The sequence below is a fragment of the Parabacteroides chongii genome (genome assembly GCF_029581355.1).
GTDB classification, from domain to species: Bacteria; Bacteroidota; Bacteroidia; order Bacteroidales; family Tannerellaceae; genus Parabacteroides; species Parabacteroides chongii.
On the sequence record NZ_CP120849.1, the window covers coordinates 5,704,874 to 5,721,759 of the forward strand.

5 protein-coding genes, 2 tRNA genes and 2 rRNA genes are annotated in these 16,886 nt (G+C 43.5%); 1 reads left to right on the top strand and 8 read right to left on the bottom strand.

The window, feature by feature from the left end; translation table 11 throughout:
* The first annotated feature begins 181 nt into the window (after window positions 1-181).
* Window positions 182-4,402: a hypothetical protein gene (locus P3L47_RS22000; RefSeq protein WP_277782135.1), complete on the top strand. Its 4,221-nt coding sequence runs from the start codon at window positions 182-184 to the stop codon at window positions 4,400-4,402.
* Window positions 4,403-4,415: 13 nt separating this feature from the next.
* On the opposite strand, the gene P3L47_RS22005 is transcribed toward P3L47_RS22000, so the two are convergent.
* The 8 genes from P3L47_RS22005 to P3L47_RS22040 form a co-directional block, all read right to left on the bottom strand.
* Window positions 4,416-6,251 carry a peptidase U32 family protein gene (locus P3L47_RS22005; RefSeq protein WP_277782136.1) on the bottom strand — a complete coding sequence of 612 codons (1,836 nt, stop codon included), beginning with the start codon at window positions 6,249-6,251 and terminating at the stop codon, window positions 4,416-4,418.
* Window positions 6,252-6,311: 60 nt separating this feature from the next.
* Complete coding sequence (gene metA, locus P3L47_RS22010) at window positions 6,312-7,244, bottom strand: homoserine O-acetyltransferase MetA (RefSeq protein WP_122363572.1); 933 nt, start codon at window positions 7,242-7,244, stop codon at window positions 6,312-6,314.
* Between the two features lie 155 nt (window positions 7,245-7,399).
* Window positions 7,400-11,926 (bottom strand): multidrug efflux RND transporter permease subunit, encoded by a 4,527-nt coding sequence (locus tag P3L47_RS22015; RefSeq protein ID WP_277782137.1) that lies wholly within the window; start codon window positions 11,924-11,926, stop codon window positions 7,400-7,402.
* A complete protein-coding gene (locus tag P3L47_RS22020; protein WP_122363574.1) occupies window positions 11,923-13,089 on the bottom strand; it encodes an efflux RND transporter periplasmic adaptor subunit in 1,167 nt (388 codons plus the stop codon). Before P3L47_RS22020 ends, P3L47_RS22015 begins: the two co-directional genes overlap by 4 nt.
* A 322-nt stretch (window positions 13,090-13,411) precedes the next feature.
* Window positions 13,412-13,522, bottom strand: a 5S ribosomal RNA gene (rrf, locus tag P3L47_RS22025).
* A 124-nt stretch (window positions 13,523-13,646) separates the two neighbouring features.
* Window positions 13,647-16,526: ribosomal RNA gene (locus P3L47_RS22030) — 23S ribosomal RNA — on the bottom strand.
* 136 nt (window positions 16,527-16,662) lie between these two features.
* Window positions 16,663-16,736 (bottom strand) — tRNA-Ala (locus P3L47_RS22035).
* Between the two features lie 25 nt (window positions 16,737-16,761).
* Window positions 16,762-16,835: transfer RNA gene (locus P3L47_RS22040), tRNA-Ile, on the bottom strand.
* Window positions 16,836-16,886 lie beyond the last annotated feature (51 nt).

Below are 16,886 nucleotides of genomic sequence, written 5' to 3' on the forward strand. Positions count from 1 at the left end.
TCTTTGCCTTATCACGCAAAGCCCCTTTGCGCGGTAAGGCAAAGACCTTTTGCGTGGGCAGGCAACAGAGTAAATGAAAATAATTGTCCGAGAGGTCAAGTGAAATTATGATATCATCACGCTTTAAAATAAAGCTTTGAGGCAGGAATATGAGAAATATTAATCTAAAAATATAAAACTTATGAAAGGACATTTATTACAAAAATGGACAACAATATGTCGGTTCGCTATCTTTTTCCTATTTGTATCATCACTGGCAAAAGGAGAAATTGGTTCAACTTATTATATTCATGATTATTATCATGAAAGTGATGAAAAAAAGATAGCAACGGTAGAGGTAACTCAAACCACAGAAGTTCCTCTTCAAACATATCTTACTTTTACCATACGGCGAGGATTTCAAATTAAACAATTATACCTAAATAACACACTTTTGGGTACAATAGAATCAGGAATGAAAAACGGTGATTATATCACTTATAAAAAAGTAATAGATTCTTCAAATTATAATTCTTATACCAATAATGGCACAGAAGTAAATTTCAAAGCAGAATACACCTTCTCTGACATTGAAAATCTCGATGATCTAAAAAGTATATTCAATTATTATGTTCCCAACTCCACTATACAATCGCCTAATGATATAAATACACTAGAAGTAAATCAAATTGTAACAGGACCAGGTTCAGGTAGTTCCGTAAATCCCTGGAAACTCAATTTAACACCCTCAAGTGGACCTTTTATAATCCATCAGATGAATGCTAATAGTCGTATATCTAATTTTGATATAAGTTTGAATGGGGGTAACCTTACTTTTAAGGTAGAAGAACGTACCGGCTATTTTTTACCAAATATAGAATTGAATTCAGGCTCATTGACATTAGTAGGAGAAAATGCAACTCTTTCATCACTAATAATGAAAAACGGTTCCCTTTCTCTGAAAGACGGAGCAACAATCAATAATCTAACCGCCAATAGAGGGAATATAACAATTACTAATAATAAGAGGAAAGACTATTCTTTTAAAGAATTGTACATTGAAGGGGATGTCACAATCATCGGAGATTGTATTATTAAAAATGAATCCTCATACAGAAAAGGTGATTTTTTAGCAGAAAAAACCACCATCAAAGGAGGTATTGTGACAATGAAGCAACTCAGATTGAGTCCTAACTACCCTTTAATTGTAAAAGAAGGTAACGTTACATTCGAACAAGTGGTATGTGCACAAAACTTCAACATGCATTCTTCTGATTTCACTAAAATTACAGCAGCCATACAACAGAAAGGTGGAAATATTCTGTTAAAAGACTGTTACCTGAACAACATAGTAAACGAAGAATACAATGCAGATTATTTCATTGAAGTAAATGCCGGATCGTTAATTATAGACGGAGGACTTTATATGAAAAGCGGTGAGTTAGGCTTACTTCGTATAATAGGAGATGCGGCTCATGTAGAAATTAAAGATGGAAAATTCTACACAAACAATAATAATGGTAATAATAATTACTCCGTTATTTATCAGGAAAAAGGGAGAGTAGATATTTCAGGTGGTTTATATTACACACCGGTCTGTATTGAAGGAGGAACATTAAATATATCAAAAGCTCATTTTCCTGTAGTGAATACAACCTGGAATAATATTGATGCAAATCTACATATCTTAGGTAGTCAAGCAAAAGTATCTCTAAGCGGTGGATATTACAGCTATCAAACTGTATATATAGCCCCTAGCCTTTCTATTACTCCCGAAAGTCTATTAGTCGATGGCTGTGGTTTTTACACCTGGAACCAAGATATCCAACCGGATGTAGAAATAATCGATCCTAAAATGACAAATTCCAATAATGGTGTTTCTTTCCTAACTTTTGGACAGGTAAAACGCAAGGATGCGACTCCTTCCTCCAATGATTTCCTGGAAGCAGCAAAGACTGCCGATGTCGGAGTAACAGGTACAGATGTAAAAGCTATAAAAATTGATGAAGCCTCGACCTCTTTCTCAACGTATGACCTGGAGATAAATACGGACCAAGGATTGGCATGGTTAGCCACAAAAGTTCACCATGAAGAATATGGTATAAGCAATGGGAAAGAATACAAAAGAATAAATACGATACGTCTTACTGCCGATCTCGATATGTCCGCTTACAACTGGATTCCATTTCAGTTCAGCTGTAGAAAATTTGACGGACAAGGGCATCGTGTCAGTGGATTGAAAGTAAACCAAAGTGAAGCAGCTTTTATGTCTTATAATTCGGATACTTTGGCAAACCTGGTAGTTAGCGGTCAGTTTAATAGTATTTCTACTCTCTACACCAATACAGCACAATATGCAGCCGGGCTAGTAAGATATAACACAGGTACCATTATTAATTGCGGTGTGCAACAAAGTACGGTATCTTGTACAACTACTGATAACCTGGATGCTTGGATCGGAGGTTTGGTTGCCATAAACCATGGCTCCATCCAAAATTGCTATATGACAGGAAATGTAACTTGCAATTCTACACCTATAAACAATATATTGTCTCCAGATAATAGGTATAAAAACCATATCATCGGAGGAATTGTCGGGGAAAATTGGAATAGTGTTTTAAATAGCTATCATACAGACGGAATAGTTAATATATCTCCAAGTACAACAGCAAACCTGAATGTAACAAAAGATGACATTGCTGTAAAAAAAACAGATGCGTCCCAAATAGATTGTACGACAACTCCTTCTTTAGAAAATCTAAACCAAAATGTGGAGACACATAATACAGCAGTAGAAACCGGAGGAATAAGCTGGAGCAATTGGGTTATCACCGAAGGTATTAATAATAAATTCCCAGTTCATGAATATAAAGAGGATACGGATAATCCTTCTTATATCAAAGCTAAATTCACTTTATTAGTTCAAGGTAATGGTGAATTCAAAGGTAGATATTATGTATCTAAAGAATCGGCAGAATCGGAATCAGCAACGGAAGAACGAACCTTTGTGGCAGATACTACAATTACCGTAATTAATGGAAAATCTTTTAATCTGACAGCTACTCCCGGCAAAGGAGCCAGTCTGAATAAAATTGTTCAGATAAGAAATACTAACGAAATTGCATTGGATAATATTAAAGAAGGTGAACCCTTTACCTACAATGTAGTAGCAACAGACACATTAAAAGCCTATTTTCGTACTGATACTTTGTATGTAGAAAATGATACAACAGTGATAGGAAATACTGAAGAAATTACAGAAGTTAAGCAAATCAGTATATCCGATGCAGGCACAGAAGATAAGCCAGCAGTCATTGAATTAGGTAATGTAACAGTAAAGTCAGACGAAGATCCAAATAAGGAGGCAACTACGACTATCAACAAAGATTCTCATGTCATTCTCCAACTCTCTGGCAATAACAGTTTAGGCAAACTGATTAACAAAGGAAATACTATATTGAAATTTGCAGAGAATCAGGCTAAAACTCCTAATCTATCAGTGACAGATGTGGTGAATAAAGGTGTCCTTATTGATGAAACCGGCTTAATTAAAATGGTACAGGACGAAAACGGTGATCTGCAATTGAGTGTTAACGAAGAAACTGACAAAGAAGTTAAAGAAGGCTCTTCAACAGCATTGACTGCTGAAGCACAAGTCAGTGATATTTATAATGTTATATTCTTATGGCAAAGATGGAACGGAACAAGTTGGGCTGATATACAAACGACCACCGAAACATCGCAGCAACCTTTAGTCCGTACTAAGTCGGAACTTAGCACCTCTTCCACTATCAAACTGACAAATACTTTACCGGTTACATTAAATACGGCTAATACGTATCAGTATCGCTGTTTAATAACCAACAGTAAGGCTGATGTTAGTACTACTTTAACGATAAAAGTAGAAGTGAGAGTAACTTCAACAAGCGGAAATCCTGATCCTGAACCAACTCCCATTTTTTATAAAGTCACTTTACCCTCTGTAGCAGGCGTAAAAACAGTTCCATCTGCAGGTACTTATTCAATTGAGGCTGGAGACTTTTTTACATTCAATCTAACATTGGAAGAGGCATATAATGAATCCCACCCCATTATAACAGTCGGAAACCAGGAGATCATTCCTACTAAAAATGGAAATTATAAAATACAGACTGTAACAGAAGATGTCTCTATTGTGATCACAGGTATTGCATTGAATATCCCGACAAGTAATATCGTGACAAAAGAGGAAATCATAAAAGTCTGGGGTAATAAGAAGACATTACATATTCTTACCCCCCAGCGGACAAAAGTCTTTATTTATACATTTGGAGGACAACTCTATAAAACGCAAACTGTATCGGGAGAACATAGTTTCTCAGGGATACCTTCCGGAAATTATTTGATTTATATCGATAACAAAATATTCAAAATAGCATTGTAAAGTAATAAAATTACTACTTCTCTTCTGAATATACCAACATCTGGCACCGCTTGCAATCGAACTGCAGGCGGAGTCGGGTGTCTTTATATAACAGATAGTACGGCTCCCTATACGGAGATTTCTGTTTTTGATAAGTCGGACACCATCCCATACTATATCGCAGGCAATGTTTGGTAAACATTAATGGAACATCCTTTTCTGGCTTCAATTCGAATGCATCGGCAACACTATCTACTCCATGTGCCTTGTAAAAAGCAGTTGCCCGGCTGTTCGACACATTTCCCAGATAAGTTAATTGTTTTTCAGGGAATGGAATTTCTTTTGCCGGCTCCACCTTACGTGCCAGTTCCCGCTGGTAGCGGATAGCACGGTCAACCTGCAACTTCTCCACTGCTTTACGACGCATATCCGCCAGCAAAGAGGAAGGGACAAACCAGTTCTCACTCATCTGTACGACAATCTCCGAGGCTTCGAACGGTGTATTACCTAATTTGGAAAGCTGGGTACGGATATTGTCTGCTTGGTCACGGCGAGCTAATTCTTTAGTAAATGGTTCAGTAAGCATTACCCGTGCACCTGTTTCATTTTCCATCACTAAGGTAAAGCCGAAAGAGTTATCCAAAAACTCTATCTTTACGGAAAGCTTACGCTCAGCAGACGGTTTTGCCAACTGCTTTTCAAATACCTGATCGAAATTACGATAAAGAGGTGTCTTCGGCTTTATCGCCGGCATATCCAACGGAAAAACACGATTGGCCTCTACCCTGTTCACACGGAAACCCTCCAGCTCATCCCGACCATTAAAAAAGACCAGACCATCGCCATTATTCAACTGCTTCAGACCAGCCACTGTAAACGAGTTTCCTTTCAGTTCTTTTACTGTTCCAACCGGTTCCCCCAGCGACTTAGGCGTATTGAATGCTGTAATATCTTTGCTTCGTTCATGCAGGAAAAACGGAGTGAATCCCCTGTTAAAACTCTTCTCCGCCACCGGCTCAAAGGTATACTTACTCGTTCCTGCCGATGCACGACAATATTCCGGACGACGCGCCAAAATCACATCCAGCTTCTTCCGGTAATAAGCTGTTATATTCTTTACATAGGTGACATCTTTCAACCGCCCTTCTATCTTCAACGACGAAACACCCGCATCGAGCAATGCTTCCAGCTGATCGGAACGGTTCATATCTTTAAGAGACAACAAATGCTTATCATGCACGATCTCCGTTCCATTCGCATCTACCATTGAGTAGGGTAAGCGGCAATATTGAGCACATTCCCCCCTATTGGCACTTCGACCGCTAAGTGCAGCGCTCAAATAACACTGACCGCTATAACTGACACATAAAGCACCATGCACGAACACTTCTAATGGAACAGTTGTCTGTTCGGATATCTGACGAATCTCATTCAGTGACAATTCACGTGCCAAAACGACCTGTGTAAATCCGACAGCCTCCAGGAACTTGACCTTCTCCGGCGTGCGGTTATCCGTCTGGGTACTGGCATGCAAAGGAATAGGCGGCAGGTTCAGGTGGGTAATCCCCATATCCTGTATGATCAGAGCATCGGCTCCGGCCTGGTAAAGTTGCCGGATCAACTGTTCTGCTTCCGATAATTCGTCTTCACGGAGTATAGTGTTTAATGCCACATAGATACTGGCATTATACAGATGTGCATAATCACAAAGGGCACGAATATCGTCCAGCGAATTTCCGGCAGCAGCACGCGCACCGAATTTGGGTGCACCGATATAAACGGCATCAGCACCATGATTAATAGCTTCAATGCCACAGGTCAAATCCTTTGCCGGAGCCAGGAGTTCGATACGACGAGGTTTTATTGACATATATTGTTATTGGTTGTTATTTGATTGGTGCGACCGTAGGGGCGGTTCGAGAACCGCCCCCTACAGGCTGCCCAAATTCTTGATATCTTCGATATTGAACGGCGTTTCCTGATATACGTAATAATTCAGCCAGTTCGTAAAGAGCAGGTTGGCATGGCCGCGCCAACGGACAACCGGACCCTGGGCAGGATCGTTATTACGATAATAGTTATGAGGGACCGAAATAGGAAGCCCCTTATTCAAATCGCGGATATATTCATCACTCAATGTATAAGGCGAATATTCCGAATGACCGGTAATATAAAACTCACGTCCTCCGCGTGACATCGCCATATAAACACCTGATTCTTCGCTTTCGGAAAGCAACGTCAGCTCCGGTACCTTCCGGATATCTTCGCGGCGAATCTCCGTATGACGGCTGTGAGGCACATAAAACTCGTCATCGAATCCTCGGAATATCTGTAAAGAAGGCTCCCGTAGCGTATGACGGAACACGCCGAACATTTTTGCCGGCAAATCATACTTAGGCACACCATAGAAATGATACAATCCTGCCTGTGCCGCCCAACAGATATACAATGTAGAGGTAACATGCGTACGTGCCCAATCGAAAATCGTCGTCACTTCTTCCCAGTAACTCACATCTTCAAACGGCATCTGCTCTACCGGTGCACCGGTGATAATCATTCCGTCATAATAATCTTTCTCTATATCGTCGAAGTCTTTATAAAACTCCTGCATATGTTCGATCGGCGTATTCTTCGGAGTATGCCCTTTTATTTTCATAAAGTCAAGCTCCACCTGTAAAGGCGTATTACTCAACAGACGGATCAGATCGGTCTCCGTTGTTATTTTTAATGGCATCAGGTTCAGCACCACTACGCGTAGCGGACGAATATCCTGTTCCGATGCCCGAAGGGAATCCATCACAAAGATGTGCTCCTTTTTAAGGAGTTCAATAGCGGGTAAATTCTTTTGTAAATTTAATGGCATAGTAATTCCTCTCTTTATTGTTTTTAGGAATACAAAGATAGGAATAAGTTAGCAGTTAACGTTTTTCCCGATAAAAAAAGTACCTATAGACAATCCGCAGAAGGTCGTCTATAGGTACATATTATTTACTCGCGGTATTTTCTTTCAAAAGGATTCTATTTCTCCGGGGATAAAGTATATCCGCCCCCTAATGCCTTATACAGATAAACGACAGCCAGTAATTCATTCTGTACGGCATTATTCAAACTGATCTGCGCATCCAGATATCCACGCTGGGCATCCAATACATCGATATAATTAGTCACTCCATTGATATATTGCAGTTCTGCCAGCTTCAGGTATTTAGCAGAGGCAGATTCCAGTCTTTCCTGTGAGAAACGGATTTCTTTCGCTTTACGGATCGTGATAATGGCATCGTTCACTTCTTTAAAGGCTCCGATTACGCTTTTTTGATAATTATACACTTCCTGCTCGTAACGGGCTTTCGATGCTTTCAGCTTCGCCTTATTCTTTCCCATCGCAAAAAGAGGTTGAAGCAGGTCGCCTGCCAAGAACCACGCCGGGCTCTTCAACAGATCGCCCAATTCTTCACTTTCAATACCGAAGTTACCTGTCAGGCTGATCTTCGGGAACAAGTCGGTATAAGCTACTCCTACTTTGGCATTGGCTTCACGAAGTTTCAATTCAGCCTGCCGCATATCCGGACGACGTTCCAGCAAAGCAGAAGGCAGTCCCACCGGCAATGCATCGGGTAAACGTTGTTCGCCCAGCGGCAATCCCCGCGGAATATAGCCGGGATATTCTCCCAAAAGCAGGGATATATCATTTTCCTTTATCCTGACCTGACGCTCCAACGACGGGACAAGTGTTTCCGTACGGGCCAATTCTACCAATGCCTGGTTGTAAGATGTTTCAGAGGTCAAACCGCCTTCAAAACGAAGTTTAGCTAAACGCACACCTTCACGGCGAGCTTCCAACGTCTGCCGGACAATATTCAACTGCCGGTCGAGGGCACATAATTCATAATAAGCGGCAGCCACTTCCGCGACTAAAGTCAACTGAAGACCACGCTGGGCTTCTACCGATTGCAGGTAGGCGGCTACTCCGGCTTCATTCGCCCAACGCAGGTTTCCCCACAAATCGAGTTCCCACGAAAGCGTCAGTTTGGCTCCATATTCAGGATCGGGCTTCGGATTATCACCACCGTAGTTCAAACGTTCCTTCTGTCCGTAAATACGTGCCCCGATTTCAGGGAACTGTTCAGCAAAAGTGATACGTTTGGCTGCCATCATTTCCTTGATCTTGGCAGCCGCTATCTTCATATCCTTGTTATTTTCCAGAGCGGTCGTTATCAACCGTTGCAAAGTCGTATCGGCATACAAACTTTCCCAGGGTATATTCTCTACGGAAAGCGTATCCGATTCTCCTTCAAACTGAGCCGGAAGATTCAAGTCCGGGCGGGCATACTTCTCTCCTAACTTACAGGAAGAAAGCGATACCAAAGCAACTGTGACAACTGCAATAAAGAGGAAGAATTTCTTCTTTCGGAGAATTTTCTCTTTCGGAATGATCCGGCTAACCCGTTCTAATTTCAATACCTTCTTCACTTTATAGATAAAGACAAAGAAGAACGGAACCAGCACAATACCTACCGTGATAACCACCAACATGCCAAAGAACACCCCGGTTCCCAAACTGTGACGGGAGGCTGAACCCGGTCCGCTAGCCAATACCATTGGAAGCATACCCAGCACAAAAGCCAGAGAGGTCATCAAAATAGGACGGAAACGCATCTGAGCAGCATGAATGGCTGCTTTTACCACATCTACGCCTGCATCGACCTGTACCTTGGCAAACTCTACGATCAGAATGGCATTCTTTGCAGCCAAACCGATCAAGGTTACAAGTCCGATCTGGAAATAAATATCGTTATGCAATCCGGTAGCCCAAATTCCTAGATAAGCACCTAAAGCAGCAACCGGCAACGACAACAGTACAGCGATCGGAACAATCCAACTCTCATACTGAGCTGCCAGGAAAAGGAATACAAACAGGAATACAAGTGCCAGCACCATACCGGTCTGTCCTCCAGCTTTCTTTTCCTGATAAGACAATCCGCTCCATTCCACACCGATGTTATCCGGCAGATGTTCCCGGGCGATCTGTTGCATAGCCGCCATCGCTTCGCCGGAACTGTATCCGGGAGCGGCAACCGCACTTATAGCAGCCGTAGAGAACATATTGAACTTCTTGATCGTACCCGGTCCGGTCGTATAACTTGTCGTTCCTAATGCAGTCAAAGGTACCATCGAGCCATTCTGTGCTTTCACGAAGAACAATCCCAGGCTTTCCGGAGTGGCACGATAAGGGGCTTCTGCTTGAATGTATACCTTATATATACGGTTGAACATATTGAAGTCATTCACATAGACTGATCCTAGATAAGCCTTCATCGTCGAGAAGATATCGGTCAGCGGAATACCCAGGAATTTAGCTCGGTCACGATCCACATCAAAATATAATTGGGGGATCTGCGGTTGCAGAGCAGAAGACACACCGGTCAGTTCCGGTGCCTTCGATGCATACAGCATAAAAGTATCGGTTGCACTTACCAGATTTTCCCAACTGGCTTCTCCACGAGCTTCCAGCTGCATTTCCAAGCCTCCGCTTTCTCCCAGTCCAGGAATAACAGGCGGACGGTTCAGATAGGCTAATATTTCCGGATAATATTCAAACTCCTTACGGGCAACTTCCATAACATCTTCAACTCCCATGCCGGAAGATTTACGTTCCTCCCAGGGTTTCAGGATAACGGTAAGGGTAGAACGGCTTTGCGATGTTCCCACACGAGTACTGCTACCGGTTACGTTTTGCACATAGGCCACAGCCGGTTGTTTCTCCAAAAACTCGATGGCACGGTCGGTTACCTTACGGGTACGTTCAAGGGTTGCTCCTTCAGGCATTACCAACTCAACAGTAAAAAAACCCTGGTCTTCCTCGGGTATAAAACTGGTCGGAATAAAACGGTTCAGTACAAAAATGAAAACAAGTACCATACCAAAACCAGCCAAAATACGTTTAGGATTTCCTATAGCCTTTGACAGTAAATGAATATATTTATTATTTCCTTTATGTAACCAGATATTGATTTTGCGGAACACGAAGTTCTTCTTTCCGGTTGTCGGACGTAAGATCAAGGCACACATAGCAGGACTCAGAGTCAATGCCACTACCGTTGAAAGTAAGACTGAAACAACGATCGTTATAGAGAACTGACGATATAGCGCACCTGTAATTCCACTCAGGAAACTTACCGGAACGAATACGGCAGCCAATACCATCGAAGTCGCGATCAACGCGCCGGATAATTCATGCATAGCTTTATGAGTGGCTTCCCGGGGTGTGAGCTTTTCCTCATGCATAATACGTTCTACATTTTCCACAACCACAATGGCATCATCCACTACAATACCGATAGCCAGGATCAATCCCAACAAGGTCAGCATATTCAGTGAAAATCCCATGATCAACATGAATCCGAATGTTCCGACCAAAGAAATAGGTACGGCAATAGTCGGAATCAAGGCTGCGCGCCAGTTCTGCAAAGACAAGTACACCACCAAAACGACCAGGAACAAGGCCTCAAACAAGGTCTTATACACTTCATGGATAGATTGAGAGATATATTCCGTCATATCAAACGGAAATCCGTATTCCAGTCCTTCCGGAAAGTTCTGGCTGATCTCTTTCATCGCCTCCTTCACATCCGTAGCGACTTCCAGCGCATTAGCTCCCGGCAACATATAAATACCGAGGATAGCAGCATTCTCTCCATTTATTCCACTTTCAGTAGAATAGGAAGAGGCTTCCAGTGAAATACGAGCGACATCACGCAAACGGACGATAGAACCGTCCTGGTTAGCACGAACAACTATATCTTCAAATTCCTTTACAGTCGAAAGACGGCCACGAGCAGTAATTGGTATAGTAACATCCACATCGATAACAGGTTGTTTTCCCAACTCACCGGCTGCAGATTCGCTGTTCTGCTCTTTCAGGGCATTTTGGATATCTTTCACCGTCAATCCCATATTAGCAAGACGGTCAGGATAGACCCATATCTGCATACCATAATAACGGCTACCGATGTTCGATACACGTCCTACCCCCGGAATACGGCGAAGGACATCGAGCACATTGATCGTTGCAAAGTTACTCAGGTAAATTTCATCAAAGCGCGGATCATCCGAGCTCAAACTTAATGTCATCAACTGGCTGGCGGATTGTTTCTCTACCGTGATACCGTTCTGTACGACATCAGACGGAAGACGCGACTCTGCCAGCTTCACACGATTCTGAATTTCTACAGCAGCCAAATCAGGATCTGCCGAAACATCGAAAGTGACCGTAATGGTCAAACCTCCTGAATTGCTACTACTACTCTGCATATAGATCATCCCCGGAGTTCCGTTCAACTCCTGTTCGATCGGTGTAGCTACAGCCTGCGACACCGTCAACGCACTGGCACCCGGATAAGAGGCACTAATCTTCACAACTGGCGGCGTGATCTGCGGATACTGATCCACCGGCAACAACATCAATCCGATAATCCCGACAATAACAATTAATAAAGAAAGTACAGTCGAGAATACGGGACGGTCTATAAAGAATCCCGGCTTCATTCTCCTGCCTCCTCTCTATATGCTGCGACAGCTTTATCGTCACCAGCCTGAACCGGACGAACCAACATACCGGGAACTAACTTATGATAACCTTCTACTACCACAGATTCATTCTCACCAAGACCACGCTCGATAACAATATTGTTTCCTATTTCCGGTCCTGTCTGTACAAAACGTTTCTCTGCAACATTATCACGACGGATAATATAAATGAAGACACCGCCTTGTTCAATAGATATAGCCTTTCGCGGAACAACAATAGATCGTTCACGTACATCTAATAATAATTTCACGCGGGTAAACTGTCCGGGAAGTAGTTTCTGATTCGGATTCGCTAATTCTGCACGCACACCGAAAGTTCCAGTTTGTGGATCTACGATCGGATCAGCAAAATCAACAATTCCTTTTACCGGATATTCTGAATTATCGGCAAGGGTTACAGTTACGGTCGGTTGCCAGGATCGGGTTGTGTCCTGTTCACCAAACTTGATATTGCGACGTTCAGCGCGCAGATAATCCAGTGCCGTCATTTTAAAATCCACCAATACCGTATCGCTTTTTACAACAGCGGCCAGTTTTGAATTAACTCCGGGACCAACCAAAGCTCCAACATCGACAAAACGTTCACTGATATATCCGGCAATCGGGGAAGTGACAGTTGTATAGCCAAGTTCCAGCTGTGCCTGATCGAGGTCTGCTTTACTCATAGCTATATTAGCCTCCGAATCATCCAGGGAAGCCAATGCGTTATCAAGATCCAACTGGCTCGCTGCATGTTGTTCATACAAGGGTTGCAAACGTTCCACATCTCTTTTGGCTTTTGCCGCCTGCGCTTCATTCTTCTTCAACTGTGCTCTTGCTTTTTCTACACGGGCTTTATAAAGAGCTGAATTGATAATAAACAGAGGTTCGTTCTGTTTCACCTGTTTACCTTCTACAAACAGCATCTTTTCGAGGTAACCTTCTACACGGGCATGTATCTCTACATAACTCGCAGCACGGATACGTCCTACGTATTCACCAAATATTTGCACATCTTCTTTCTGAGGCTTGTCTACAATGACAAGGGGACGCAACGGTTCTTCTTTTTTACGACAACCTGTTGCCAGCATTAAAAGGGCGACTAATACGATACTTCCTTTTACTAATCTTTCTCCTACCATTACTAATATCTATAAATGACACTTAAATATTCTATTGTTCTATCTCTCTATTGTAAGAATGAAATAATCGTACCATTGTTCAATACAATCTGTTAAAAAACGCTATACTCTTAAATATTAACCATATAAAACTATTACCAGATAGAGCGAGTTTTCTAGTAAAATCTACTTTCGTGGAATTATTCCACAAACGAATGTTACTTAGTCCACAAAATTAATATAAATCAAAAACAAATAATGTATTTATGGATAGTCATAAAACAAAAAAAGGAGTTCACTCTTTCGAATGAACTCCTTCTGTCTTTCAGCTCTCGCCTGAATAAAACGGCGGCTATCTACTCTCCCACTTTTACGCAGTACCATCGACGTGGTTGGGCTTAACTTCTCTGTTCGGAATGGGAAGAGGTGGATCCCCAACGCTATAACCACCTTAATTTCTTTTTAAGATGTTTGACTTTGGACAACGTTACTTTAACGTAACCATAGAGCGAATCAATAATTGTCAATTCTCAATTGTCAATTTTCAATTCTTCAGATATATCAACCCTTTCTCCGGAAAAAGAAAGTCTCGGGCTATTAGTACTACTCGGCTTCGACATTACTGCCCTTACACCTGTAGCCTATCAACGTCGTAGTCTACGACGACCCTTGAGGGATATCTCATCTTGAGGCTGGCTTCGTACTTAGATGCTTTCAGCACTTATCCAATCCAGACTTAGCTACCCGGCGGTGCACCTGGCGGTACAACCGGTAAACCAGGGTCTGTCCAACACGGTCCTCTCGTACTAGTGTCAGAGCCTCTCAAATATCCTACGCCCACGATAGATAGAGACCGAACTGTCTCACGACGTTCTGAACCCAGCTCGCGTGCCACTTTAATGGGCGAACAGCCCAACCCTTGGGACCTTCTCCAGCCCCAGGATGTGACGAGCCGACATCGAGGTGCCAAACCGCTCCGTCGATATGAGCTCTTGGGAGCGATCAGCCTGTTATCCCCGGAGTACCTTTTATCCTTTGAGCGATGGCCCTTCCATGCGGAACCACCGGATCACTATGCTCTAGTTTCCTACCTGATCGAGTTGTATCTCTCCCAGTCAAGCACCCTTATGCCATTACACTCTACGACCGGTTACCAATCGGTCTGAGGGTACCTTTAGAAGCCTCCGTTACTCTTTTGGAGGCGACCACCCCAGTCAAACTACCCACCATACAGTGTCCTCGCTTCTCGCGAGTTAGAACTCAAACAACCAAAGGGCCGTATTTCAACGACGGCTCCACAAATACTGGCGTACCTGCTTCAAAGCCTCCGGCCTATCCTACACATTAGTTGCCCAAATTCAATGTAAAGCTATAGTAAAGGTTCACGGGGTCTTTTCGTCCCATCGCGGGTAATCGGCATCTTCACCGATACTACAATTTCACCGAGCTCACGGTTGAGACAGTGTCCAGATCATTACACCATTCGTGCAGGTCGGAACTTACCTGACAAGGAATTTCGCTACCTTAGGACCGTTATAGTTACGGCCGCCGTTTACTGGGGCTTCAATTCAAAGCTTCTCTTGCGATGACTTCTCCTCTTAACCTTCCAGCACCGGGCAGGTGTCAGGCTGTATACTTCATATTTCTATTTCGCACAGCAGCCATGTGTTTTGTTAAACAGTTGCCTGGACCTATTCTCTGCGCCCTACCTTCCAGTAGGGACCCTTTATCCCGAAGTTACAGGGTCAATTTGCCTAGTTCCTTAACCGTGAATCACTCGAGCGCCTCAGTATTCTCAACCCAACTACGTGTGTCCGTTTACGGTACGGGTACTTTATGAATATGCTTAGCGGATTTTCTAGGGAGCCTGTTTACGTCCATATTGCCTTGTACAAGTACGCGGCATACTGTCAGGTTCGACTCTCATGGCGGATTTGCCTACCACGATCGACGTCTACACCCTTTAACCATCTATTCCGTCAGATGGCAGGACTGTCACTTCTCCGTCTCCACATCGCTCCATAAAGTAGTATGGGAATATTAAACCATTCTTCCATCGGAATCGCCGTTCGGCTTATCCTTAGGTCCCGACTTACCCTGATCCGATTAACGTTGATCAGGAAACCTTAGTCTTTCGGCGAGGAAGTTTCTCACTTCCTTTATCGTTACTTATACCTACATTTGCTTTTCCAAAAGCTCCAGCAAGGGTTATCCCTTACCTTCTACGCCGCTGGAATGCTCCCCTACCATGTCTTACGACATCCATAGCTTCGGTAAACAGTTTATGCCCGAGTATTATCCACGCCAAACTCCTCGACTAGTGAGCTGTTACGCACTCTTTAAATGAATGGCTGCTTCCAAGCCAACATCCTAGCTGTCTCTGCAGTCTGACTTCGTTAGTTCAACTTAACTGTTATTTGGGGACCTTAGCTGATGGTCTGGATTCTTCTCCTCTCGGACGCGGACCTTAGCACCCGCGCCCTCACTCCAGGGCAATATATAATACGCATTCGGAGTTTATCTGGACTTGATAGGCGGTGAAGCCCTCGCATCCAATCAGTCGCTCTACCTCATATTATACTAACCCTAGGCTGCACCTAAATGCATTTCGGGGAGTACGAGCTATCTCCAAGTTTGATTAGCCTTTCACCCCTACCCACAGTTCATCCGAAAGCTTTTCAACGCTTACCGGTTCGGTCCTCCAGTTAGTGTTACCTAACCTTCAACCTGACCATGGGTAGATCACTTGGTTTCGCGTCTACTCCCTCCGACTATACCGCCCTGTTCAGACTCGCTTTCGCTTCGGCTCCGTGACTGAATCACTTAACCTTGCCGGAGAAAGTAACTCGTAGGTTCATTATGCAAAAGGCACGCCGTCACAACCTTAAGGCTGCTCCGACCGCTTGTAGGCAGACGGGTTCAGGGTCTATTTCACTCCTCTGTTCGAGGTTCTTTTCACCTTTCCCTCACGGTACTGGTTCGCTATCGGTCTCTCGGGAGTATTTAGCCTTACGGGATGGGCCCCGCTAATTCACACAGAATTCCTCGTGCTCCGCGCTACTCAGGATACCACTAGGCTTCGTCAGAAAGTCGTGTACGGGATTTTCACCCTCTTTGATCGCTTTTTCCAAAGCGTTCCACTTTCCTGATTTCTTGCCACAACGTGGTCCTACAACCCCGGTATTGCCTAAACAATACCGGTTTGGGCTCTTCCGCGTTCGCTCGCCACTACTTGCGGAATCATTTTTATTTTCTCCTCCTATGGGTACTTAGATGTTTCAGTTCCCCACGTTCGCTCCTCTTACGAGGTGACAGGCCTTCAACCTGCCGGGTTGCCCCATTCGGAAATCCGAGGATCAAGGATTATTTGCATCTCCCCCCGGCTTATCGCAGCTTATCACGTCCTTCATCGCCTCCGAGAGCCAAGGCATCCACCGTCTGCCCTTGCTTACTTTCTTTTGTCCGGTCACTTTACAGTGAATCGGATTGATATATCTTCAGCTTGCTCTTATTCGTTACTTTATTTTACGTTGTCCATCATGTCAAAGATCTTTTTAGATTACTTACGGTTCTTATGTGTCAATAATCTTTGTGTGGAGAATAACGGATTCGAACCGTTGACCCTCTGCGTGCAAGGCAGATGCTCTAGCCAGCTGAGCTAATCCCCCAGTTTTTCCCTTTTAAGAGATTCTGTAGTCCCAGGCAGAGTTGAACTGCCGACCTCTACATTATCAGTGTAGCGCTCTAACCAACTGAGCTATAGGACTGTCAACTTTGCCTTGGTTGCCCTCAGCATCATTTTTCTCTCTTGCCTACTT

Coding starts and splice junctions, on each gene's coding strand:
- P3L47_RS22000 (WP_277782135.1), top strand. CDS start 182: ATGAAAGGACATTTATTACAAAAATGGACAACAATATGTCGGTTCGCT.
- P3L47_RS22005 (WP_277782136.1), bottom strand. CDS start 6,251: ATGTCAATAAAACCTCGTCGTATCGAACTCCTGGCTCCGGCAAAGGAT.
- metA (WP_122363572.1), bottom strand. CDS start 7,244: ATGCCATTAAATTTACAAAAGAATTTACCCGCTATTGAACTCCTTAAA.
- P3L47_RS22015 (WP_277782137.1), bottom strand. CDS start 11,926: ATGAAGCCGGGATTCTTTATAGACCGTCCCGTATTCTCGACTGTACTT.
- P3L47_RS22020 (WP_122363574.1), bottom strand. CDS start 13,089: ATGGTAGGAGAAAGATTAGTAAAAGGAAGTATCGTATTAGTCGCCCTT.